Origin of the sequence: Halobacillus litoralis (assembly GCF_020524085.2) — a bacterium.
Lineage (GTDB): Bacteria > Bacillota > Bacilli > Bacillales > Halobacillaceae > Halobacillus > Halobacillus litoralis_E.
On the sequence record NZ_CP129016.1, the window covers coordinates 352,625 to 375,199 of the forward strand.

Annotated in this window: 20 protein-coding genes and 1 pseudogene; 4 read left to right on the forward strand and 17 right to left on the reverse strand. The window is 43.2% G+C overall.

Translation table 11 applies throughout. The annotated features are described in order from the left end of the window. Nucleotides 1-204 precede the first annotated feature (204 nt). Nucleotides 205-1,599 (forward strand): L-cystine transporter, encoded by a 1,395-nt coding sequence (locus tag LC065_RS01880; protein WP_226593779.1) that lies wholly within the window; start codon nucleotides 205-207, stop codon nucleotides 1,597-1,599. 42 nt (nucleotides 1,600-1,641) lie between these two features. On the opposite strand, the gene LC065_RS01885 is transcribed toward LC065_RS01880, so the two are convergent. From LC065_RS01885 to kduD, 7 genes are all read right to left on the reverse strand, one after another. After that, entirely contained in the window at nucleotides 1,642-3,489 is a 1,848-nt protein-coding gene (locus tag LC065_RS01885) for a gamma-glutamyltransferase family protein (protein WP_226593777.1), read from the reverse strand. A gap of 13 nt (nucleotides 3,490-3,502) precedes the next feature. Beyond that, nucleotides 3,503-4,759, reverse strand: coding sequence for a CapA family protein (locus LC065_RS01890; RefSeq protein ID WP_226593775.1), 1,257 nt, complete (start codon nucleotides 4,757-4,759; stop codon nucleotides 3,503-3,505). 13 nt (nucleotides 4,760-4,772) lie between these two features. After that, complete coding sequence (gene pgsC, locus LC065_RS01895; RefSeq protein WP_226593773.1) at nucleotides 4,773-5,222, reverse strand: poly-gamma-glutamate biosynthesis protein PgsC; 450 nt, start codon at nucleotides 5,220-5,222, stop codon at nucleotides 4,773-4,775. A gap of 21 nt (nucleotides 5,223-5,243) precedes the next feature. Then, a complete protein-coding gene (gene pgsB, locus LC065_RS01900) occupies nucleotides 5,244-6,491 on the reverse strand; it encodes a poly-gamma-glutamate synthase PgsB (RefSeq protein WP_226594119.1) in 1,248 nt (415 codons plus the stop codon). Nucleotides 6,492-6,763: 272 nt separating this feature from the next. Further along, complete coding sequence (locus LC065_RS01905) at nucleotides 6,764-7,726, reverse strand: dienelactone hydrolase family protein (protein WP_226593771.1); 963 nt, start codon at nucleotides 7,724-7,726, stop codon at nucleotides 6,764-6,766. 106 nt (nucleotides 7,727-7,832) lie between these two features. Further along, nucleotides 7,833-8,666, reverse strand: a complete 834-nt coding sequence (kduI, locus tag LC065_RS01910; protein WP_226593769.1) for a 5-dehydro-4-deoxy-D-glucuronate isomerase — start codon at nucleotides 8,664-8,666, stop codon at nucleotides 7,833-7,835. Nucleotides 8,667-8,717: 51 nt separating this feature from the next. After that, nucleotides 8,718-9,473 carry a 2-dehydro-3-deoxy-D-gluconate 5-dehydrogenase KduD gene (gene kduD / locus LC065_RS01915; RefSeq protein ID WP_226593767.1) on the reverse strand — a complete coding sequence of 252 codons (756 nt, stop codon included), beginning with the start codon at nucleotides 9,471-9,473 and terminating at the stop codon, nucleotides 8,718-8,720. 206 nt (nucleotides 9,474-9,679) lie between these two features. On the opposite strand from kduD, the gene LC065_RS01920 reads away from it, so the two are divergent. The 3 genes from LC065_RS01920 (at nucleotide 9,680) to LC065_RS01930 (ending at nucleotide 11,341) form a co-directional block, all read left to right on the forward strand. Next, nucleotides 9,680-10,663, forward strand: a complete 984-nt coding sequence (locus LC065_RS01920; protein ID WP_226593765.1) for a LacI family DNA-binding transcriptional regulator — start codon at nucleotides 9,680-9,682, stop codon at nucleotides 10,661-10,663. Further along, nucleotides 10,664-10,849, forward strand: a complete 186-nt coding sequence (locus LC065_RS01925) for a hypothetical protein (RefSeq protein ID WP_306163709.1) — start codon at nucleotides 10,664-10,666, stop codon at nucleotides 10,847-10,849. A gap of 201 nt (nucleotides 10,850-11,050) precedes the next feature. Then, the gene (locus LC065_RS01930) at nucleotides 11,051-11,341 is read left to right on the forward strand and encodes an SGNH/GDSL hydrolase family protein (protein ID WP_306163710.1); all 291 of its coding nucleotides are present in this window, start codon (nucleotides 11,051-11,053) and stop codon (nucleotides 11,339-11,341) included. 1 nt (nucleotide 11,342) lies between these two features. Here LC065_RS01930 and LC065_RS20325 read toward each other — a convergent pair whose 3' ends face one another. The 10 genes and pseudogenes from LC065_RS20325 to LC065_RS01980 all read right to left on the reverse strand — a co-directional run bounded on the left by LC065_RS20325 (nucleotide 11,343) and on the right by LC065_RS01980 (nucleotide 22,556). After that, entirely contained in the window at nucleotides 11,343-11,927 is a 585-nt protein-coding gene (locus LC065_RS20325; protein ID WP_371933386.1) for an AEC family transporter, read from the reverse strand. A 409-nt stretch (nucleotides 11,928-12,336) separates the two neighbouring features. Then, the gene (locus tag LC065_RS01940) at nucleotides 12,337-12,972 is read right to left on the reverse strand and encodes a YesL family protein (RefSeq protein ID WP_306163711.1); all 636 of its coding nucleotides are present in this window, start codon (nucleotides 12,970-12,972) and stop codon (nucleotides 12,337-12,339) included. Nucleotides 12,973-13,028: 56 nt separating this feature from the next. Next, nucleotides 13,029-14,322 (reverse strand): annotated as a pseudogene (locus LC065_RS01945) (Gfo/Idh/MocA family protein). Nucleotides 14,323-14,353: 31 nt separating this feature from the next. Next, nucleotides 14,354-15,472 carry a glycoside hydrolase family 88/105 protein gene (locus LC065_RS01950; RefSeq protein WP_371933437.1) on the reverse strand — a complete coding sequence of 373 codons (1,119 nt, stop codon included), beginning with the start codon at nucleotides 15,470-15,472 and terminating at the stop codon, nucleotides 14,354-14,356. Between the two features lie 34 nt (nucleotides 15,473-15,506). After that, nucleotides 15,507-16,349, reverse strand: coding sequence for a carbohydrate ABC transporter permease (locus LC065_RS01955; RefSeq protein WP_226593754.1), 843 nt, complete (start codon nucleotides 16,347-16,349; stop codon nucleotides 15,507-15,509). Between the two features lie 17 nt (nucleotides 16,350-16,366). Next, a complete protein-coding gene (locus tag LC065_RS01960) occupies nucleotides 16,367-17,278 on the reverse strand; it encodes a carbohydrate ABC transporter permease (protein WP_226594116.1) in 912 nt (303 codons plus the stop codon). A gap of 268 nt (nucleotides 17,279-17,546) precedes the next feature. Next, complete coding sequence (locus LC065_RS01965) at nucleotides 17,547-18,842, reverse strand: ABC transporter substrate-binding protein (RefSeq protein ID WP_226594114.1); 1,296 nt, start codon at nucleotides 18,840-18,842, stop codon at nucleotides 17,547-17,549. A gap of 434 nt (nucleotides 18,843-19,276) precedes the next feature. Then, nucleotides 19,277-20,833 (reverse strand): response regulator transcription factor, encoded by a 1,557-nt coding sequence (locus LC065_RS01970; protein ID WP_226593752.1) that lies wholly within the window; start codon nucleotides 20,831-20,833, stop codon nucleotides 19,277-19,279. A gap of 6 nt (nucleotides 20,834-20,839) precedes the next feature. Beyond that, nucleotides 20,840-21,046 carry a sensor histidine kinase gene (locus tag LC065_RS01975; protein WP_306163713.1) on the reverse strand — a complete coding sequence of 69 codons (207 nt, stop codon included), beginning with the start codon at nucleotides 21,044-21,046 and terminating at the stop codon, nucleotides 20,840-20,842. Nucleotide 21,047: 1 nt separating this feature from the next. Then, nucleotides 21,048-22,556: a cache domain-containing sensor histidine kinase gene (locus LC065_RS01980; protein WP_306163714.1), complete on the reverse strand. Its 1,509-nt coding sequence runs from the start codon at nucleotides 22,554-22,556 to the stop codon at nucleotides 21,048-21,050. Between the last annotated feature and the right edge of the window lie 19 nt (nucleotides 22,557-22,575).

Sequence of the window (22,575 nt, forward strand, 5' to 3'; positions counted from 1 at the left end):
GCCTCCCATTTATCTATAGCTTCCACGCAATTATCTCAGTTTCAAGATAAATATAATACATCTCCTTTTCCTTGTCAATTTATTGAGTTCATACAATAACCGTTCCACTCATACCTTCTCTAAAGGGAGGCTCCCTTTTTTCACCGTTATTGACTTTTGGATAATGTTCTGCGTTTCAACAAATGAAAAGGAGGTCGTATGAACATGGAAACATTCTTCGTGATCGTCAACATCGCTCTTATTTTTGCTCTTATTTTTGTCCTCATCCGTATGCAGCAAAAACACGTTTCTTTCAGTAAGAGAGTCTTTTCGGGTCTTGGGCTTGGGGTACTTTTAGGTGTGTACTTGCAGTTTGCCTTTGGTACCGATTCCAACATCACCGCGCAGACAACAGATTGGTACAACATTGCCGGTCGTGGCTATGTACGCTTGCTTATGATGATTGTCATCCCATTAATCATGGTGTCCATTATTCAATCGATCATCAATCTCGAAAAAACATCCCAATTAGGAAAAATATCCCTTTGGATCATCGGTGTCCTCGTAGGAACCACGGCTATTGCAGCACTTGTGGGGATCGGAAGCTCTTTTTTGTTTGATTTGGATGCAAGTGAAATTGAAGCCGGTCAAGCAGAAGAAAGCCGAGGATTATATTTAGAAGAACGCCTGACAGAGGTTCAGGATATGTCCACACCACAAAAGATTCTTGAATTCATCCCAGCGAACCCTTTCCTTGACATGACTGGAGATCGCGCGACTTCTACCATCGCCGTCGTCATCTTCTCTGCCATTATCGGAATTGCTGTTCTCGGCGTGCGTCGCAAAAAGCCGGAACAAGCAGAAATGTTTGTCAAAATCGTCAACTCCTTTTACGCGGTCGTGATGCGGATCGTCACCCTAGTCCTCCGCCTCACTCCAATTGGAATTCTAGGACTGATGGCTGTCACCGTAGCGAAAACGGATATAGCCGGAATCCTTGAGTTAGGGAAATTTGTACTCGCTTCTTATGTCGCATTAGGTGTGATGTTCATCATCCACCTTGTTTTGATCGGTATCTTCGGATTAAACCCTTTCACTTACTTGCGAAAAGTACTGCCCGTTCTCAGCTTTGCCTTCACATCAAGATCCAGTGCAGGGACGATTCCGCTTAATATTTCTGCGCAGAAAAACAGCCTCGGGGTTGAAGAAGGTGTCGCAAACATGTCTGCTTCCTTCGGTGCGACTATCGGGCAAAATGGCTGTGCCGGTATCTACCCAGCCATGCTTGCTGTCATGATTGCCCCATCTGTGGGAATCGATCCGTTGAGTCCTGGATTCCTAGTTCAGCTTGTGTTGATCGTGGCTATCAGCTCATTCGGTGTTGCCGGTGTAGGGGGCGGAGCAACATTTGCCGCATTAATTGTGCTCTCTTCTATGAACCTTCCTGTAGCGCTTGCCGGTTTACTTATTTCGGTTGAACCTTTGATCGACATGGGGCGGACAGCATTGAACGTTAATGGTGCGATGACTTCAGGAACGTTGACCTCACGTGTTATGAAGACCTTGAATCTCGAGCGCTTCAACGACAAAAAAGCGATTGAAAAAGATATGACGGTTTAACCCAAAAAAAGGCCTCTCCTATTAAGGAGAGGCCTTTTTCATCTATTCCGCTGTATTCACATCATCCATGCCATTCTGGTTTCCAATTTGCCATGTTCCTAAACGTCGAGGATCTCCGCCTCCGTACATTTGGAGGACATCCCCGTTTGTGCGAATTCCGAGTCCCTGAATTCCACCATAGAAAACAGGGGAATCATGTTCAATAACAGAGTAGCCTTTCAGATCCCTTAAGCGGGCGATTGGCTGCTGCTCGATTAAGTTTTCAACATGGACGACGTTATCTTCTGTGTAAAAACGAGTGCGGCTGATCGCTTCCTGCAAGGTCAGCTGCTCACCAGTGTCTTCATTCCGTCCATATTCGTACTGGATCAAGGTTTGGATCAGCATCGCCGGGATCCTTTTTCCACCTGGAGAACCAATGCCGAGGACCGCTTTTCCATCTTTTTCGAAAATCATCGGTGAGACGAACGAACGGGGGCGTTTGCCTGGTTCATAAGCGTTCATGGAATCCTCCGCTGTATCGAAATTGTTCATTTGGTGATTTAAAAAGAAACCATCGATGTACAAGCCTGAGCCGAAGAATTTCCCCAGCGAGTTGGTCGCAGAAACCATCATCCCGTCCTTATCGACCACAACAAAATGCGTCGTATTGCGGTGATCGGCTTTCTCACCTGGGGCGGTGTACAGATCCGCGGAACTTGTCAGTGCCCCACTACCGACAGAAAATTCCTCCTCAAACAACTGCTCTGTATAATCCGTAGAGGTCAATTTTTCCTGCTCCACTTCTTCAAATGCTGGATCACCCAGTGTGTACACTCGATCGGTATAAACCTTGTCGACGATTTTGTTCACAAGGTGGATATAAATATCTTCATATTGTTGATCATTGACGATTTGCTCCATATTTTCAGGAAGATTTCCATCTAGAAAGGCAGGCCACCCGCCACCAGGCAGGGCATATTCCTCTTCCAGCACTTCATCCAGATTCGCTTCCAACAGTTCCAGCATTTTCAATGCCTGGATGACGATGATTCCTGATGTCGGAGAAGAGCCGGCATACAAGGTCTGGCCTTTGAATTCACCTTTTGGAGCAGGACGTTTACCAACTTCGTAAGCTTCAAGGTCTCCCGGTTGAAAACCTAGTTGACTGGTAAGTGAGTCAGCGATCTCTCCTTCATAGAAAGATTCCGCCCCCCTCTGTTGCAACTTTTTCAAAGTCTCCGCAAGCTCTGCTTGAACAAGGGTGTCATTAATCTGCAACGGACGATCTTCAGGATAAAACATGTTGTAAATGGCCGGGTCTTCATTTCCTGATTGAATGAAACGTCTTGAGTTTTGAAGCTGCTCATTAAAAATCCGCCCGACTTTGATGCCTTCTTCACTGTGAGTGACGGCATCTTCAAGCAGCTCATTCCATTCCATTTCATCCCCGTAATCTTCATAGACGTCGCCCATCCCCTTCACAAAGCCAGGCACAGCAATTCCGCGTTGTGGATGCGCCCCACTGACAGGAGCTGCTTCGCGGTAATCGTACGTGATGGCTCCTTCATCCGGTTCGTGGACAATCATTTGTCCACCCCCGCCAATCCCGGAGCCATAAGGTTCAACGACATTCAGCACAAAGGAAACAGCAATGGCTGCTTCAGCAGCATTACCTCCCTCGTTAAGCACCTTCATCCCTGCTTCTACAGCAAGGGGATGTACAGCACTGACGCCATACACAAAAGCTTCTTCCTCTGAAGAAGTATCCACTTCAACCGTCTCCTCACGACCTTGGACTTCATAAGGTTCACGGAACTGGTCAAACTCTTCTTCAAAATATACATTCCATCCAACTAAGCCGACGAAAATGATGCCGGCTAGTATATAGGTCACTTTCAAATCATTCAAACCTGTGGACCTCCTATCCTTCAATGACGCCAGCTTTTTTCAAATCGATCACAAGTCTGCCGTCTTCCATCCGCCATAGTTCATCATCCAGCTTTTTCCTAAGCGTGCGGAAAATACGGTAATCTCGGAATGGTTTCAAAATTCCATCTGTTTCTCTCGGTCTCGTATCAGATATTTGCATAGGTATGAAGGAAAGTTCCGCTCCCCCATTTTGTAAAAAGTCAAGTTGAGCAAGTGTCGAGTCTTTCGTACGCGACCAGCCCTGGTCGAAGACGAAATTCCCGAGACTGTTCATGACGATCGACGTCTTATCTTCACTTTGTGGGTCATCCGGGTCTCTCTCGATATGTACACGAGTGATGGGCTCAAGTACGTGAGAATGGTGGCCGATGATGACATCCGCCCCCATATCGGTCATCAAATACGCAAGCGTTTCCTGTGTATCATTTGAACCGACTTGGTATTCATCACCCCAGTGTGTATGGACCATAACAATGTCTGCTTGCTCTTTCGCTTCACGAATACGACTTTGCAAAACGCCTAGACCAGCATTCGTCAAAACCCCGCCGACGTATTCACTGGCACTGTAACCTTGTACGAATACATCCGTGAACCCTAGAATCGCGACACTTCTTCCGTTCGCATCGAAGTAATGAATCTTACCTGCATCGGTCAATGTTTCCTCTTCCTCAAACATTCCTTCAGCAGGATCTAGAGCCCGGCCGATTCCCAGCAGATCAAGATCGAGGTCTTCCATATGTTTCAGGGTTTCTTCTAATGAAAGATTCCCATAATCCATCATATGGTTGTTTGCTAGATTGACAGAATCGAAGCCAGCATCCACCAGCGCCTCTTCAGCACCTTTTTCTGCATACAGATGGATGTCTTTATTTCGAAGTTCAAAATCTTCCATGACGGCCTCAACTTCAGGATTCTCTGCATCAATAACCGGGTTTTCGAAATTCCCTGTGACATAATCAGACTCTTCAAAGTATGGAGTCACATAATCAAACACACGGCCAATCGGCTCTCCACTTCTCACAGCGGCATCACGGACGTGACGTCCAAGCATCATATCCCCGACCATCGAAATTCTGAACTCCACATCATCCGGGCGTGTATCTTGCGGCATCTCCGGCTTATCGATCCATTGATGACCGAAGAAAGGCACAGCCAATAGAGCTGCGAGCACCATGGAATGGAAAGGCGCTTTCTTTTTATGCTTCTTTGTCCATACTTTCATCTTATATTTAAGATCTTTTTCTTCCATTGAAAAATCTCCTCTAAATCAAATGGTACGCCGTAATCAATACAAAAGTTGCGAACGCAATAAGGAAAGTGGCACTAAATGTAGGCAGCACGCCCTGCTTTTGTATCGAGTTTGCGATCAATCCGGGCACAATGACTCCGATTCCCCTTAATTCCATGACAGGAAATGGGGTAAGGGGGTATAAATAATCCATCGACATTTTCATCAAAACCCCGACGGTCAACATCGCAGCAAATTTACGACGGCCGTAAAGAACCGTAAATCTTGAGAGAACTTGAGAAACGAGTAAGTATGTAACCAAGCTGATCAATCCAACAGCTAATACGTACATCACTTGATCGAATATCAAAGCTATGTAGCCCGGGACAACCAGACCCGCGGGCACGATTCCTGTTTTCTCTGCATACAACAAACTTAATAAAACACCAATGACAATCGCGATATATAAATCAGTACCGAACACGTGGACTCCAACTCCCTACCATTATTTGTTCGTCTGCAGAACCTTTCGAGAAAAAGATCGGCTCGCTTCCGACTCTTCTATGACATCCCAGCCTGTTTCTTCTCGGGAAGAAGGACGGAATTCAAGCTCCTCGACAGCCGCCGCCACTTTCTCACCAGCTCCGACGATGTTTCCGATTCCGTAAATGACACTATCATCCGGAAGCTCTTTCAGATGATCGACAATAACCTCCGTCGATGCTTTTTCCAAGTTTATAAGATTGAGAGGCCTGATTTTCCCTTCCTCATAAGCTTTGGTAATCGGCCACACACTTTCTCCCATGACAATTAACCGCTCCATTTCGATATGAGGCAGGACATTTTCTGCAAAATCAATCGTCCGCTCTACTCGGTCACTGCGGCAGCTCATGACGACCGTACGCTCCTGATCCGGGTAATCCAACTGTTGAATTCTTTCCCAAATATTCAACGTTGAAGTGGTATCATTCGCTGCGAAGCCGTTAAAGAAGTACTTAGGCGCTTCCTCCTTACCGAAACGGTGGACACGCATCGCCCCTGGATCGACAGGTGCCTGCAGCATCCCTTCGAGCGCCACTTCACGATCGATATCCAAAATTTCCGCAACAGCCATCGCAAGCGCCGCATTTTGAGGGAAAATCATGAACGGGAACTTTTGTAAGTACGCTTCATCAATCCAGCTTTCATCCGCAACGACGACTTTCGAATTCTTCCGACGCGCGACCTTCTCAAAATACTTCTGATATGGCGTTTCCGGTATGATGACATAGCCGTTTTCCGGAATGGTCGAACTGAAAGCTTCCGCAATATCATCCAGAGTCGGGCCCATCACATCCATATGGTCTTCAATGACATTGGCGATAATGGTAATATTCGCCTTCACCAACCGCTCCTGGAAGACCTTCTGATATTCAGGGTTTACAGCCATACATTCACTGACAAAAGCATCCGCACGCCGCTTTACCACTTGTTCCGTAATCTTCAATTGTTCATTAATATTCGGGCCTTGCAGACCACGGACAATCGGTTCTTCCTCATCCTTATCCCAATAAAACATCCGTGCTGACGTCCCTGTCGTTTTTCCAACCACTTTCCGCCCGTCTTGTTTCAGAATTCCCATAACAAGACGAGTGACCGTCGACTTACCCCGAATTCCGTTCACAAGAATCCTGGTAGGAATTTTTTTCAGTCGGCGATCAAGCTTATATTTCTCCCAAAGACCTACAACAAGCACAATAACAAAGAAGATCATCAGGTACGCTAACTCATCCACTAACTTTCACATCCTTATCTAGTTCCAAAGATACCATGAACTCACTCTCTCTAAAACTAACAGATTATTACAACATACGCCACCGCTCGGCATAAGTCCTAGTATTCTACCATACCCTAATGACGAGATTATAATTAGAATTTTCAAAAGATTTTCCGGAAAATTCTACCCACATAGAGTTTCGTCCCCGTGTCTTCTTTTATGACGTAAAAAAGAAGTCCCGCTTCTATTCAATAAAAACGGGACTTCTTTTATTCACTCAACCGTTCTTTCACCCATCGACTACTTACCTGTCCGTTTACTTCATGTCCGCCATCAAAGAAATGAGTTTCCACATTGTCTTCTGCATGGTATACACGGTACACACTTCTTATAGTTTCAAGCGCATCATTAGCGTGAGTTACAGGAAAACAATGATCTTTTCTACCATGCTCAATGAATAAAGGTCTAGGGGCAATGCCACCCAGTAAACTTGGAAGCTCCCCTACTTCTAAAATTCCAGGCAAGTAATTGTCTAGGCAATGATCCGTATGATAGATGCTCCCCTTGAACGTACTCGTGAATCCGGATAAAACGGTGGCAGAGACCCTTTCATCTACAAGAGCAGTAAGAGCAGCGATCCACCCACCCCCAGAGAAACCCATCACACCGAGATTCTCACCATTAAAATGTGCTTGGATGATATCCAGAGTTCTTATCACCTCAAAAACACGCAAACCGGGAAGCGACTTTCCAGTCATCAACATTCTAGCCGCAAGAGCATAACAGGAATTTTCCTTCCCTCTATCTATATCCTCTTTAAGCCGGCGTTCACCGAACCCAATCATTTCTGGGGCAAAGACTTTAATTCCCGTTCTCACAAGTTGAACAGCAAAATGGTGGTGGGAAGAAACATTGGATTCACTTCCTATAACATCTAAGCTCCCATTCCCGTGACCATGTATGGCTACCACACAAGGGATTTCTTTCCCATGCGCCTTCGGTGTCAAAATAAACATGGGGACATGAAGACCTTCAGTAGAAAGAAACTGAACCCTTTCTCTGATATAGTCCCCACAATCTACAGGGTCTTCAATCCACTCGATTCTTTCCTCTTCTGGAAGCGGAAAGGTCCCTAGAATTTCTTTAACTTTACCTTTCCCCTCCTGATTCATTAACATATTTTTTTGAGTGATTTCATCATAAATATTCTGAAGATAATGATCGACTTCCATTAAAATCGCCTCCTACGCTCATGACCGGACTTAAAACCACATACAATGGCTAGGTAGTGGAAAAGCCGTCACATCCAACGGCTTGTCGAATGTGACGGCTTTTTAGTTATTTCAATTCATCCATTTTCACATGATCCATATCTGTAAATGTGTAATTTTCTCCTGCCATAGCCCAAATGAATGTATAGTTATTTGTTCCAACTCCGGAGTGGATTGACCATGGAGGAGAAAGAACAACCTGTTCATTCTTAACGACCAGATGACGAGTATCATCCGGTTTCCCCATAAAATGAAAAACTCGTGAATCTTCGTCCATGTCGAAATACAAGTATGCTTCCATCCGGCGGTCGTGAACATGAGGAGGCATCGTATTCCACATGTTATTCGGGGCAAGTAAAGTCATGCCCATCATGAGCTGACAGCTTTGCAGACCGTCTTCGTGGATATACTTATAAATGGTCCGATTGTTCGATTCCGCATCAGATCCCAGCTTCGTCGGTGTCGCTTCCTCAATTGGCAATTTTTTTGTTGGATATTCTTTGTGAGCGGTTGCAGAAGCAAGATAAAAACGAGCCGGTTGAGATGCATCTACACTATCAAGTTGTATATCTTCATTTCCACGACCGACATAAAGACAATCCCGTTTATTCAACTCGTACGTTTCTCCGTCAACCGTCACTTTTCCTTTTCCATCTGAAATATTGATGATACCCACTTCTCTTCGTTCAAGGAAGAATTCCGTTTTCAAAGTTTCCGCGTCTTCAAGTTTCAGTGGCCTAACCGTAGGCACAGCTCCACCTGTAATGACACGATCGTAATGGGAATAAACCATATTAACTTCCCCTTCAACGAATAAAGACTCTACTAGAAAGTCACTTCTCAAACGTTCACCATCATAACTTTTAAAATCTGTCGGGTTTGTCGCATATCGTACTTCCATTTTCATTCTCCTCCCTATTCGGTATGATTTTAGTTAAGTAGAGTAATAAAACTATGAACTCATCCATCCTCCATCTACGTTTAAAATATGTCCATTCACATAATTCGAAGCATCTGAAGCTAGAAAAACAGCGGCACCTTGGAGATCTTCTGGGCTTCCCCATCTTCCTTGAGGTATCCGTGAAGTGATGTAGGCATTTCTTTCTTCATTTTCCCTGATTGGCGCCGTATTGTCTGTGGCCATGTATCCCGGCGCAATGGCATTTACATTGACGCCTTGACTTCCCCACTCATTCGCAAATGATTTGGTCAGACCTGCCACGGCATGCTTACTGGCTGTATAGGCTGGGACTTTAAGACCTCCTTGGTAAGAAAGCATCGATGCAATATTGATGATTTTTCCAGATTTATTTTCAAGCATGTGATTTCCAATCTCCCTGCATAATTGAAATACTGCATGCTGATTCACGTCAATGACATCAAACCAATCCTCATTCGAAAAGTCTTTTGCCTCAGACCTTCTGATAATGCCTGCGTTGTTTACGAGTATATCCACTCGACCTGTAATCGCAAGGGCATCAGCAGCCAGTTTTTCAGCTGCCCCATTTTCACCGAGGTCTGAAATCAAGGCATGGAAGGTGCCTCCAACACCCTCCACTGCTTCTTTCGTCGATTGCAGAGTTTTCGTTCCAACACCGATCACTTCAGCTCCAGCTTTGGCGAGGCCAACCGATATGCCTTGTCCTAATCCCCGGCTTGCCCCAGTAACGAGAGCGACTTTACCGTCCAAAGAAAATAATGAATTCATAAGAATGAAAAACCTCCTTAAGGTTCAATTTCCTACTCACTTGCGCTTTAATAACAACGTTGTTATTATTGTAAATGTAAAGGCTTTCTTTGTCAACGAAGATCCTCATAAAGAGGAATGCCCTGGAAAAATCAATGGTTTCTCATTGTTTATCGTGTAATAATTTTTTATAATCATGACAGTCATTCAGAAATGGAGGTCCATCCATGGGAGTTACCATCAAGGATATTGCCAAAGCTGCTGATGTCAGCTATTCGACGGTTTCTAAAGCGCTCAGGGACAGTCCGCTTGTCAAAGAACCGACGAAACAAAAAATCATAAGAATCGCGGAACAACTCGGCTACCAGCCGAACGTTGCTGCAAGAAGTCTCGTGTCAAAGAAATCCCACACCATCGGGGTCGTTTGGCCGACCATCGAACGTGTCACACATTCAGCTTTAATTACGGGTTTGAACAAACGATTGGAAGAGCTATCCTACACGACTCTGATTTCCATAAACGATATGAATCATGCCATCAATACATTCAACCGTTATCAGGTCGATGCTATTATTGCTTTTGATGAAAGAAATTCACCAGATCCAGCAAACTCCACCGTCCCAATCATCACGTACGGAATTGCTCATGAAGGATCGCCTTTCCCTACGGTAGACGTCAACCGGAAACAAGCGGTGCGATCAGCGGTTAAATATTTATCCGATCATGATCATGAAGAAATCACCTATATCGGCGGGGTGACAAAAGTTGATCACCTTCAAGAAGAAAAAGTGAACGGTTTTCTTGAAGCCGTACAGGAGAACGGAATCGCAGCTACCTCATCTGTTATTTCTGTCGAAGATTTGGAATCTTACGATGGCTATGAAGCTGCGAAAAAGGTATTTGCAGAACAAACTTTCCCTACAGCCATTATTAGCGGAAGCCATGATTTGTCTAAAGGAATTTTGAGGGCGATCCACGAAAAGGGGCTGTACATCCCCGGGGATGTATCCATCATCAGTTACGACAACATCCCAGCGACAGAAAGCTTCGAAATTCCTTTATCCACTGTAGGTGTCCCTCTTCACACCATTACAGAAAAATTAGCCGATGTTGTCATGCGTTTAATTAATGAAGAAAGTGTAGAACAGAGCATTTACCTTGAACCCGAATTAAGAATCACCGAATCTTGTCAAACTCGGAGGAAGTCATAGATGAAAAAACCAACCATTTTTTTAGCAGGCGATTCAACCATGGCGGATTATCCCTCTTCTTCCCATCCACAAATGGGGTGGGGACAGAAACTTTTCTCTTACTTCACAGATGAAGTGTGCATTATAAAGCTACAAATGGAAGAAGCTCGAAAAGTTTCCTGTCTGAAGGTCGTCTGCAGAAAATAAACTCCTCCTTAACAGAAGGGGACTATCTTTTCATCCAATTCGGACACAATGACAGTAAGCCGGACGAACACCGGCGGACGGATCCATACACGACGTATCAGGAAAACTTATGCACATTTATTGAAGCCGCGCGTTCTAAGGGGGCAACCCCCCGTCCTTCTGACTCCGATCCAGCGAAGAAAGTACCTGGACGAACATACGTTGGAACAAACCCACAGCCATTTCCCTAGTGCGATGAGAGAAGTGGCTGATGCTCACTCTGTCATGCTGATCGACATGACAGTAAAAACCAACTCTCTTCTTCTGGAGATCGGTCCCGAACGTTCCAAAGAACACTTCATGTGGTTAAAACCAGGAGATTCCGTAAACTTCCCTGAAGGTGCTCGTGATGATACTCACTTGAATGAAGGCGGTGCTCAAAAAGTCGCTGGCCTCGTGGCCGAGTCACTGGTTGAGCAAAATTCGCCGCTCAAGCATTGGATAAGGTTCTGATTCAAAACAACACTTGGGAGAAATAAATCGTAAGGGTCACCGTAATCATACTGAATACAGTGGAAGCTAAAACAATTTGAGCGGCTAGCTCTGGTTCATTGCGATATTCCTGAGCGATGATCGCACTGTTCACAGAGCTTGGCATGCCTGAGGAAATCAATAAGGCTTGAGCAAGTAGGCCTTCAAAACCCAGTCCCCAAATAATTAGAAAAGCGAGCGCCGGTCCCAAGATTAAGCGGATGGTCAAGCTTATGTACACGACAAGCAGTTTGAACTTGAAAGTTAGCTGAGCTACTTGGGCACCGAGCGTTATTAAAGCAATTCCTACCATGGCATCAGCCACATATTCTCCCGGCTTAATCAGGAATTCAGGTACATTCACATCTCCAATATTCAGCAGCACCCCAAGCGTCATGGCGTAAATTGCAGGCATTTTCAACAATCCAACCAAAGCCCGCAGTTGTCCTTCCTCTACAGCCCTCAATGAAAAGATTCCGAATGTATAAGAAAAAACATTTTGCAACGTCATGACGATCACCTGAATTGTTGCAGCAAATGGATCTTGCTTGAATGCCAGGTCATTCACTGGAATCCCATAGTTTCCAGAATTATAGAGAACAACGCTATTTGTAAATACACCTCGTACTCCCTTGTTGAAGTTCAATACTCTTGATATGAGTTGAACGATGATATAAAGCGCGCATATGAATAGGGAAAAGAAGAGAACGACTTCCCCCTAACAAATCGATCGAAAAAGAAGATTCATAAAGATTGATAAGAACGAAGCCAGGGCTCAGAAAATAGATATTCAGCTTTGCCAACGTAAACAAGTCAAGCTTGAAGGCTTTATGCATCCCCGCACCAACGCCTATTAAAATGAAGACTGGGACAATGATATTCAAAAATATAAATATGATTTCCATGCGTCACCCCCACCTACTCTTCCAAATAAATAGGCCCCCATAAACTACAGGGACCAAAAGAATGTTTTTCTATTAAGCAGCCTGACTTTCCACTTTGATTTCTTCAATATTTTCAAAGCATTTCAGTCCGATCCACATATTCAAATGAGCAAAAACCGTGAATCCAAAAATTGGAATGAAACCAGGAAAACTAATGAAAAAGTAGTAAGTAGACAACCCGGTAACAATCATCAACATCAAATTTCTAGGTTTTAAGAATCCGATGAGCAACGCTTGTTTAATCGACGCCAGGATCTTTAAATCGTAATGAACGAATACAGGAAGAATGTACATAAGAAGAATGATAAACGTCAGGCAGGAAATGAGCGCGATTGTCGCAAGCACCTCATAGATCACTCCATCGAATTGACGGAAAAAGTGTAAATCATAAAAACAGACGACACCTATGATAGTGAGAAGAAAACCCAGACTGTTCGCACGAAAGAATTCTTTCTTAAACGTGTTCCAGAAAGTGTTTGTGATTTTTATATCGGTCTCTCCATGAGCCGCTTTTCGTGTAACGGTATATAGTGCGATTGTACTTGGAGCGATCCCGAAAACGAAACCACCAAGCAGTGTACATCCGACCCATAATAGGTTCAGTAAGGCGAAGTGTGTCACCCAGTTACATAAAGCAAGAACTCCTGTAAGTAAACGTCCTCCATTCATCATCAAAACCTCCCCTGGTATTAATCTTCTCCTAGACCTTTTCATAGGTGCACAATTCATCCACTATAAGTGGGCTGATGGAATAAATCCTCAATCTGGATCGCCTGCTTTGCTTTCACAGATTTCCATACCGCTTCCCCTGTGGTTACGGCATAAGCTCCGTCTTCACTTCCAGAAAGAACGCTGTAAGGACGAGCGGGGTCTTCTCCCATGAAAATGTCTTCTTGGATAATAGGATCCCCCCCTCCATGCCCCCCTTCCTGCTTCAAGACATGAATTGTTTCTTTTGATCCAAAAAGAGGAAAATACTCGATGGTCTGCTCCGGGACAGGGAACGGCACCCGGGAAGGCGCGTGCCATTCTGTCGTTTCTATCCGTCCCTCGGTCCCGTTGATGGCAAGTCTGTACCCTTCATAAGGAAGGGAAAAGTTAATGGAATAACTCAACAAGGCTCCCCTGGTCATAACGGACCGTCGCAGTGTACGTATCTTCAATTTCAATATCTGAATCAAAGACGCATTGGTCAGGGCGGTAATTGGTATATCCGTCTTTTCTCGCTTCGTCAGAATCAATATGGTCATCTTTCACGACCGCACTGTTACTCCTTGAATTCCACCTGGTATAGTACGGGCACTCAAGTTTAACCTGACAGGTTTTACAATGGCGTCCATCTTCCTTCACTGGATTATGAACACTTTCATCCCCATAGTAATTGAGAGCGCCAAAAGCAAAAACTTCGACAGGCTTCTGATCAAGCCACCAGTTGACCAGATCAAAATGGTGGGAAGATTTATGGATCGATAATCCACCGGAGTATTCTCTCTTTCGGTTCCAACGTTGGAAATAGCTCGATCCATGATAGGTATCAATGTACCAGTTCAGATCCACAGAGGTTACTCGGCCGACCTTTCCTGATAATATCAATTCTTTGATTTTCATATGATAGGGGCTGTAACGATAATTGAATGTAACTGTCACTTTTCCTTTACTTTTCTTCTCAGCTTCCATGACACGGTGACTGTCACGGGCTGTCGTAGTCATCGGTTTTTCTGTAATCACATCAATGTTTTTTTCTAATGCCTTTATAATATACTCCACATGCGTATCGTCCCGGCTTGCAACAATAATCGTATCAGGATTTGTTTCTGATACCATCCGATTGAATTCCTTTTCATCATACTCCGGAACATGTGCGATATTAGGAAAAGTAGATTTACAGACGGCGAAGCGCTTCGGGTCGTTATCCAGAAGCCCGACGAGTTCACTTGTAGAGGCGAACGTGTCAATCATCGGACGAATGAACATATCATTCGCCCGTTTGCTCACTCCGCAAACAGCAAATTTCCTCATGGTTTCAACTCCATTTTTATGAAAATTTATTTTACAACTCAGGGATTAGGTGCTGCATTTCGATACTACAGAGGACAAAGGATCCAACCCCGTGAAGATCGTTCGCTGTTTTCGGTCGATTAATGTAGTGCTCATAGTCTCCAACACCTGTCCCGATACAAATTTCCGGCATGACGAACTGTCCTTCCTCGTTGAATTCCATTCTTTCCAAAAGACCCCGATAGCCTTTAATTGCTTTTTCTTTAAAGCTCTCATCTAAATGCCCGTTTCGAATCGCTCGGGCAATGGTATAAATAAACAAAGCAGAGCAAGAAGTTTCAATCCAGTTATCACTTCGTTCAGGTTTATCAACCACTTGGTACCAAAGACCGTTCTCTTCATCCTGATACTGAACAAGGCTTTCTGCAAGATTTTTAAGGGCTGTCTCAAGCTCAACTCTCGATTCATGGGTTGCTGGTAAAAAGTCTAATATTTCGTTATATGTGATGCCATACCAACCTATGGCTCTTCCCCAGAATTCAGGAGATTTCCCTGTTTCAGAATCTGCCCAGGATTGGACTTTACTTTCATCCCAAGCGTGATGATATAGTCCGGTTTCATGATCCAGCGTATGCTTTCTCATCAACCGCTCCTGCTCAAGCACCATATCCAGAAGCTCAGGCTCGTTATATGCCTTCGCATAGTTCATTGCGAAGACGCCTCCCATATACAATCCATCCAGCCACATTTGGTAAGGATAGTGGTCTTTATGCCAAAAACCACCATCAGATGTGCGGTTCAATGTCGGGAACATGCTGCGTAATTTCTTGGCAGCAACTCTGTATCTTGTGTCTTTTTCTTTATATCTTTCATCCAGTTCAAATAGTAAAAGTCCTGCTTGAATGGCATCCAACTCTTTACGGTTCCAGAGGAAGTTTCCTGTTTTATCGATATTGTGATCGACATACCCTTTAATATAATTCAGGTATTCATCCCCGCCGACGATTTCTTTCAGCTGTCGCATACTTTCAAGAAAAACACCCTGGTGGTAGTGCCATCTACCATCCGGAGGAAGCTCCGATGGGCCGAACGTCGCCATAAGAGAATCACATGCAGCTTTCCCCCACTCGAGGGGGGTTGTCAATTTTTTTACGTGCAGCGGTTTGTTGATTTGATACCATAGGAAATCTCTCCTTTAATATGATTTAAGCTTTCATACCCGTAGAACTGATTCCATCTACTATATAACGTTGGAAGACAAAGAAAATGATGAAAATCGGTAAAATACTTAATGTTGACATCGCGAACATCGCTCCCCAGTTGGTCACCGAGTTCGGGTCTGAGAAAAGTTTCAATGCAAGGGAAACCGGGTACTTTTCTGGTGTGGACAAATAGATGAGCGGTCCCATAAAATCATCCCATCGCCAATAAAACGAGAAGATTGCTGAAGTCATCATAGCCGGTACAATCAGCGGAACGATGATCCTGAAAAAGATATCGAACGTATTACAGCCGTCGATTTTCGCTGCTTCATCCAGCTCCATAGGAATGGTCCGGATGAACTGCATGATCAGGAATATGAAAAACGGGATTCCGAAAAAGGTCGGCAAAATGAGCGGCAGGTAGGTATCGATCCATCCGAATTTGTTGAACATGATATATTGAGGAATCATGACCATTTCGAATGGAAGCATCATCGTAAGCATCATCGCAACGAACCATATTTTCTTCCCGGCGAATTTAATCCGTGCAAAACCATAAGCGATAAATGTCGAGGAAATGATACTCCCTACAGTCGCTATGACGGTTATAATCGTTGAGTTCCAAAAAAATGTCCCGAACGTAATGCCTGCAAATCCGTTCCAGCCGTCAATATAGTTGGCAAAATGCCATTCACTCGGAATCAACGAGTGAGAGTTTACGAATACATTTTCACTTTTTTTCAATGAACTGCTGACCATCCACACGAGCGGATAGATCATCATTAACGCAAAGCTACCCATCAGCACATGCTGTATAGTCTTTTTTGTTATTCTCTTTTTCTTCATTACGCCTGCTCCTTTCTTTACTTCGCATCCGATTCGTAGTGAACCCAATGTTCAGAACTCTTGAAGATCAAAGCTGTGAAAATAGCAATGATGACCAGCATCACCCATGCCATCGCTGATGCGTAACCCATATCGAAGTATTCAAAAGCCCGCTGGTACATATAAAGGACATACAATAATGTACTGTTCACTGGACCACCGTTCGTTACGACAAAACTAGGCGTAAAGGCCATGAAACCTTGAATGACCTGCATGATTGTGTTGAACAGAATGACCGGGGTCAACAATGGAATGGTAATGATGAAGAACTGGCGGATCGGTCCTGCCCCATCAACACTCGAAGCTTCATAGAATGTTTTCGGAATGTTTCGTAGTCCTGCAAGGAAAATCAACATGGATGACCCGAACTGCCAACCATATAATACGATTAATGTCCAAATGGCTGTGTCAGGATCCCCAAGCCACGAGTGAGTCGGTAACCCAATAGAAGCAAGGATAGAGTTAAAAGCCCCATCGTTTCCGAACAACTGACGCCACATAATCGAAACAGCAATACTCCCACCGACTACCGATGGAAGATAAAGAAGGGTTCGGTATAATCCGACCATTTCCACCACTTTATTCAAAGCCAAAGCAACAAGAAGGGCGAATACTAACCGGATAGGAACGGCTACCCCTGCATAAAAAAAGGTGACTTTCATAGACTTCCAGAACGTCGGATCCTCTGTGAACATTCTTTGGTAGTTGTCGAGACCGATCCAATTGGGTGTCCCCATTAAATCAAAGTCTGTAAAAGATAAATACAAAGAATAGAGAATTGGGAATAGAGTCAATGAAAAGAGCCCAATTAGAAACGGAGAAATAAACGCGTATCCTGTGACGTTTTGATTGCCTGTATTGAGCTTTTTGTTTGGTGGTACGGGTTTCATTTTCTTCCTTTTAGGCTTTTTCGCCGGGTGCTGAGGTTCTATCGTTTCATGGATTTCTTCTTTTTTCTTAGGAATCAACGCACTCACCTCTTTTACTTTCATAGAATGGTTTAGTAGAGATCCATCGTTTACATGGCGGATAACGACCTGACAAGACCCCACCAAATTGAACAGAAGAATCTTGGCCGGTCGCCCGCTCTTGTGATTTATTTTTATAAAGAAGAAGATGGCCCTATTCGGAGAGGATCAGGACCATCTTCCCTAGTTATTACCTGCTCATGATCCTTTCAACAGTAGATCTGAACTGTTCGGCTCCTTCTTCAGCAGAAAGTTCACCATACATAACGAGTTCATCAATCTTCGTCAGTTCTGCCAAGATTTCAGATGACTCTGGTGGGAAGTTAGAGTCGATTGGAGAACTGTTTTCCGTCACCATCTCAATGTAGTCAAACACTTTCTGATCCGTCTCACTCAAGTCAGCAGAAAGTTCGCTGCGGATCTCTTCTTTTATTGGTACACCACGGTCAGAACCACCGATTTCATACACTTTTATATTGTTTACAAAGAAGTCTATAAAACGAGCTGCTTCTTCTTTATGCTCAGAATTTTCACTGATCGACCAAAGCATGGCAGGCTTCAAGTACATGCCCTGGCTGTTGTTTTCACCTGGAAGAAGTGTCATTCCGATCGGCTTGTCGCCCGCTGCGCTATCAAGCGCTGTCGCCTGATTGGACCATCGGAAATCAAAAGCAGCTTCCCCACGTACAATCAACTCATCTTCGACCCCTTTGATTTGCTGAATCGTATCGTAATTAGGGATAGCACCTTTTTCTTCAAGCTCCAAATTTCTTTCAAAGTAATCCACAAGTAGTTGGTCATCTTCATACCCTAGACCTGTACCGTCTTCATTGAATAACGTTTTCCCTTTTTCTCTGAGGTAATATTCAAACAAGTTCTTCGGTTCCATTAATCGAGCACCATACTCTCCAGTTGCTTCACTAATGGATGTTGTATATTGTTCATAATCTTCCCAAGTCCATTGACCGTCAGAAACATCCACTCCGGCAGCATCCAACATGTCCTTATTATAGAAAGCTGTAAGAGCATTGGTACCTGTTGGAATACCTAGAAGCTTGCCATTCTTTTTACCTGATTCCATGATCGTGTCGCTTACACCTTCCACATCGATCGATCCATCTTCAACAAATGGAGTGAGGTCAGCTAACAATTCCTTATCGGCATATTGGTTCAAGTATTCACCGAAGTTTTGCTGCATAATATCAGGAAGGTTGTTTCCCGATGCTTGGGCTGCCATCTTTTCAAAATAGCCGTCGAATCCGGTGAATTCTGCTTCGATCTTAATATCTGGATTTTCTTCTTCAAATGCCTTGATAATTTCTTGTGTTTGGTCATGTCGGCTTTGTGACCCCCACCATGTCATCCTTAATGTCGTTACATCACTACCACTGCTGTCTTCCCCGGATGCCTCATCCGAGTTCGAACAGGCGGCCAGAACACTTGCTAACATCAATGCCATTAAACTGAAAACCAGAAATTTTTTCATCAACTTCAAAAGACCTCCCCCTTAAAATTTGAAAGCGCTTTCTATTGCATGTTCCTATCATAAGACGAATAATATTTCTATTAAATAAAATTTTCAGATATCTATGTAGAAAAAACAGACTTGTACAAAAAGCAGGAGTAATCCTGTCACCTCTTCTCCTATTCCATCTCATTTTCAATTAAACATAAGCTCCCTATTCTTGAAGACTCAGTAGATCCCAAAGAACGCATTCCGAGGCAGCTCGCCATTCCCCACAGGATAGCGAGTAGCTCCCCGATCCATCCCTGACGCTCAACATAGCAAACGAACCCCGGTTATCTCGAAATCAAGGCTTACACAATCTTGTCATTTGCTTTTATAACTATTAATCAAAGGCTTCGTGACTAAAATCAGATCATATAAAAAAACTTATAGAACGATGGTCTATAAGTTTTTCACTCTTGTTTTTCATGAATATAGTTTGTGGGAGTCATTCCTGTATGCTTTTTGAAAACCTGTCCGAAATATCTTGGATTGTTTCCAAACCCTACGGCCTCTGCTATATTCGATATTTTCACCTGCTCCTCCTGCTGCATAAGTTCGACAGCTTTTTCCATGCGTCTATGAACGAGAAAACTTGAGAACCGTTCCCCTTTTTCTTTCTTGAAAAGCTTCCCTAAATAGTCTGAGTTCATATAAAGAACATCCGAGGCGATGGATGATAAAGTAAGTTCCTCATCAGATAAGTTTTTTTCCACGTATTTAATGACGCGATTGATAATGTTGCTTTGCGTCTGCTTCGTTCGATTATAATGGTGTTGAGCAATCTCAAAAGCCACCTTCTCTAAGAAGTGCTTCAATTCATGGAACTTATCATACTCTTGGAACATGAGAACCTGCTTAAAATATTCGTTCATGCTTTCACGATCCGCCTGACGAATGATGGACATGAACAATTCCAAGCAATGAGATTTTAATAGACTTACTTCATATTTTTCCTGCCATACTTCCATAAAGAACTCTTCGAGATTTTGTTGGACAAGCGATTCATTTCCACTCCGGATAGCAAAGATAAGGTTTTCATGATCGTATTGTAATTCCTCCATACCTGTATGATCTTTCTTAATATCCTGCATCGTAATGATGCTTCCACCCGATACGTAAAAACGCTGAGTCAAACAGTAAAGTGTGTCATTATACAACTGCCTCAATTGGCTGATGCTGCCTAAATCACTGATAGCGACTGTATATTCTTTCGGATAAAAATCAGAAAATGACTGCTTTGCTGCTTTTATTCTTTCAATAATCTTGTCCCGGGACTTCCATTCGACCAAAATGACAATCTTATCTCCGACCGTGGTCTCCAGTGGAATGTGTTCCTCTCCAACCTCTTCGACCATCACTTTTTTCAAGGCAAGGACATGTTCGTACTCATAGGGAGGGTCCATCTCTATCACAACAAGGTAAAACTCTTTCGAATTCGTATCTATTTCAAAAATACGGCTATAATACTCCCAATCTTGAACTCCGTACTTTTTGTTCGTAATAAACTCTTTCAAGAACTGTTCCTTTGCTTTCGGCATGACTTTTTTCAAATGATCCTGCATACTCTCGAGAAAGGCTTCTTTCTCTTCTTTTTCATTCAGGTCCGCCACTACTTCTTTTAAAGCTTTTTCAATTTTTTGTTCGTTGCTCGGCTTTAAAAGGTAATGTTTGACGTTACACTCCATAGCCGTTTTGGCAAATTCAAACTCATCATGACCTGACAACACAATAAACCGAATATCAGGATATGTTTCGTGGACTTTCCTGATTAACTGTACTCCATTGAGTCCTGGCATTTTAATATCCGTAATGACGATATCCGGCTTTTGCTCCATGATGATATCGAAAGCCATTTGACCATGGCGGGCTTTTGATGCCAACTTTGTGCCACAGCCCTCCCAATCAACAATCATGGCGATCCCTTCCAGTATATTGATTTCATCATCGACCAGTAGAACTTTGTACACTTTCCCTCACCCCGTTATATAAGGTAATCGAATGCTGACTGTTGTTCCTCTCCCAACTTCACTCTCAATCGTAATCCCATATTCTTCACCAAACATCATTTTGATCCGTTCATTAATATTATTCAGACCGATACCTGAGCTCTTCGATCGTATTTCTCCTTGATATATATCATTGAGGAGACTCTTATCAATTCCAGGACCATTGTCACTCACATTAATTACTAAGTCCCCCCTCGTTTTCAGATATGTCCAAATGAATGCGGCACTCATCAATCATTTCTTCCAACCCGTGTTGGATAGCGTTTTCGACGATGGGCTGTATAGAAAGTTTAGGGATTTTACCCATTTCATAGTTCTCTAAAATTGAAAGAGTGAAATTCAACCTGTGATCATACCTGTATTTTTGGATGGTGATGTAGTTTCTTACAATTTCCAACTCTTCTTTGATTGTAATCGTCGGATCCTTCTTGCTAATGATATTGCGCATCATATTGCCAAGAGCATCCGCCATGACCGATATTTTCTCCTGCTTATGCATTTTCGCCAGCCAGTTAATGGAGTCTAGCGTATTGTATAAAAAGTGAGGGTTGATTTGCGCCTGCAGCGCTTTGTACTCTGTTTCTTGAATCATTAGCTGCTTCGTATAATTTTCTTTGATTAGTTCATTAATTCGATTGAGCATCAACTGGAAATTGTCATGAAGTTCTCCTACTTCATCATTGTGATATTTGTTTGTAAGAGATTCACTAAAATCTCCCTCCTCTACTCTTTTCATTTGCGAAGACAATGCTTCGAGGGGCTTCGAGATATTTTTGGCCGCACGTTGGCTTAATAAGATGGTCAGCGACAGCATAAGAACAAAGCAGATAATCATAATAATTTTTATGGCTGTCGTTTGTTTTTTTACGTCATCATAGGGAAGGAGATGATGATAAGTCAGTTGAGAAAATCCGGAGTGTGCGTAAGTCAAGAGGTATTCCTTCCCGTTTATCGGAGTAGTCATGTAACCGCTACCATTTCCTTCAACCGCAAAGTCATTCATTTCCCAATTACTCTCATCACTTTGATAAAAGATTTCATGATTACTTGTGATAATCATTTCCTTATTTTCAGGAGAAAAATTGAGTGTTTCCTCGACAAACTTATCCATATCAATCGAAATGATCAGGGTACCAATATTATTGAGGCTGAGGTTCTCTTTGCTTCGGATTGTTCTTGCAGCAGAGATTCCGTTTTCCCCATCTATCTTCGTCCAAACGTTCGACCCATTCGTTTCGGACAACACTCTTCTGATTTTCCCTTCATCATTTTCAAGCGACGTATCAAACCCTGTCGTATGTTTATCCCCATGAGAATCAATGATCTGCATCGAGGCTATGTATTTCCTAGTGGATGCATAGTGTAGCAATCGTTCCAGCAATCTTGTTTTCGTATCATAAGACTCGAAAGTAAAACGATTTTCATTGATTTTTTTCAAGTAATTTTGAACGAACGTGTCCGTACTAACTTGAAATGAAAGTTCTTCAATCAAGTTCAGTTCCTTATCAACAATAGACGAAGATAATTGAAGCATATCTGCGGATTCTTTATAAATTCTTTTTTCATACAACGAAGTGAAATATTGAAAGGTGACAAGGCCTAACAATCCGAAAATCATCAATAACAAAAGGGAGACGGAAAATATTTTGTTTTTAATTCTATAGTTGCTGTAAAATGGTTTCACATTCGTCCCCCTCTCGTTT

What these genes read in the sequence shown, in the direction of transcription:
- LC065_RS01880 (WP_226593779.1), top strand. Translation starts at nt 205, where the DNA reads ATGGAAACATTCTTCGTGATCGTCAACATCGCTCTTATTTTTGCTCTT.
- LC065_RS01890 (WP_226593775.1), bottom strand. Translation starts at nt 4,759, where the DNA reads ATGGAAGAAAAAGATCTTAAATATAAGATGAAAGTATGGACAAAGAAG.
- pgsB (WP_226594119.1), bottom strand. Translation starts at nt 6,491, where the DNA reads ATGATCTTCTTTGTTATTGTGCTTGTTGTAGGTCTTTGGGAGAAATAT.
- LC065_RS01905 (WP_226593771.1), bottom strand. Translation starts at nt 7,726, where the DNA reads ATGGAAGTCGATCATTATCTTCAGAATATTTATGATGAAATCACTCAA.
- kduI (WP_226593769.1), bottom strand. Translation starts at nt 8,666, where the DNA reads ATGGAAGTACGATATGCGACAAACCCGACAGATTTTAAAAGTTATGAT.
- kduD (WP_226593767.1), bottom strand. Translation starts at nt 9,473, where the DNA reads ATGAATTCATTATTTTCTTTGGACGGTAAAGTCGCTCTCGTTACTGGG.
- LC065_RS01920 (WP_226593765.1), top strand. Translation starts at nt 9,680, where the DNA reads ATGGGAGTTACCATCAAGGATATTGCCAAAGCTGCTGATGTCAGCTAT.
- LC065_RS01925 (WP_306163709.1), top strand. Translation starts at nt 10,664, where the DNA reads ATGAAAAAACCAACCATTTTTTTAGCAGGCGATTCAACCATGGCGGAT.
- LC065_RS01940 (WP_306163711.1), bottom strand. Translation starts at nt 12,972, where the DNA reads ATGAATGGAGGACGTTTACTTACAGGAGTTCTTGCTTTATGTAACTGG.
- LC065_RS01955 (WP_226593754.1), bottom strand. Translation starts at nt 16,349, where the DNA reads ATGAAGAAAAAGAGAATAACAAAAAAGACTATACAGCATGTGCTGATG.
- LC065_RS01960 (WP_226594116.1), bottom strand. Translation starts at nt 17,278, where the DNA reads ATGAAACCCGTACCACCAAACAAAAAGCTCAATACAGGCAATCAAAAC.
- LC065_RS01965 (WP_226594114.1), bottom strand. Translation starts at nt 18,842, where the DNA reads ATGAAAAAATTTCTGGTTTTCAGTTTAATGGCATTGATGTTAGCAAGT.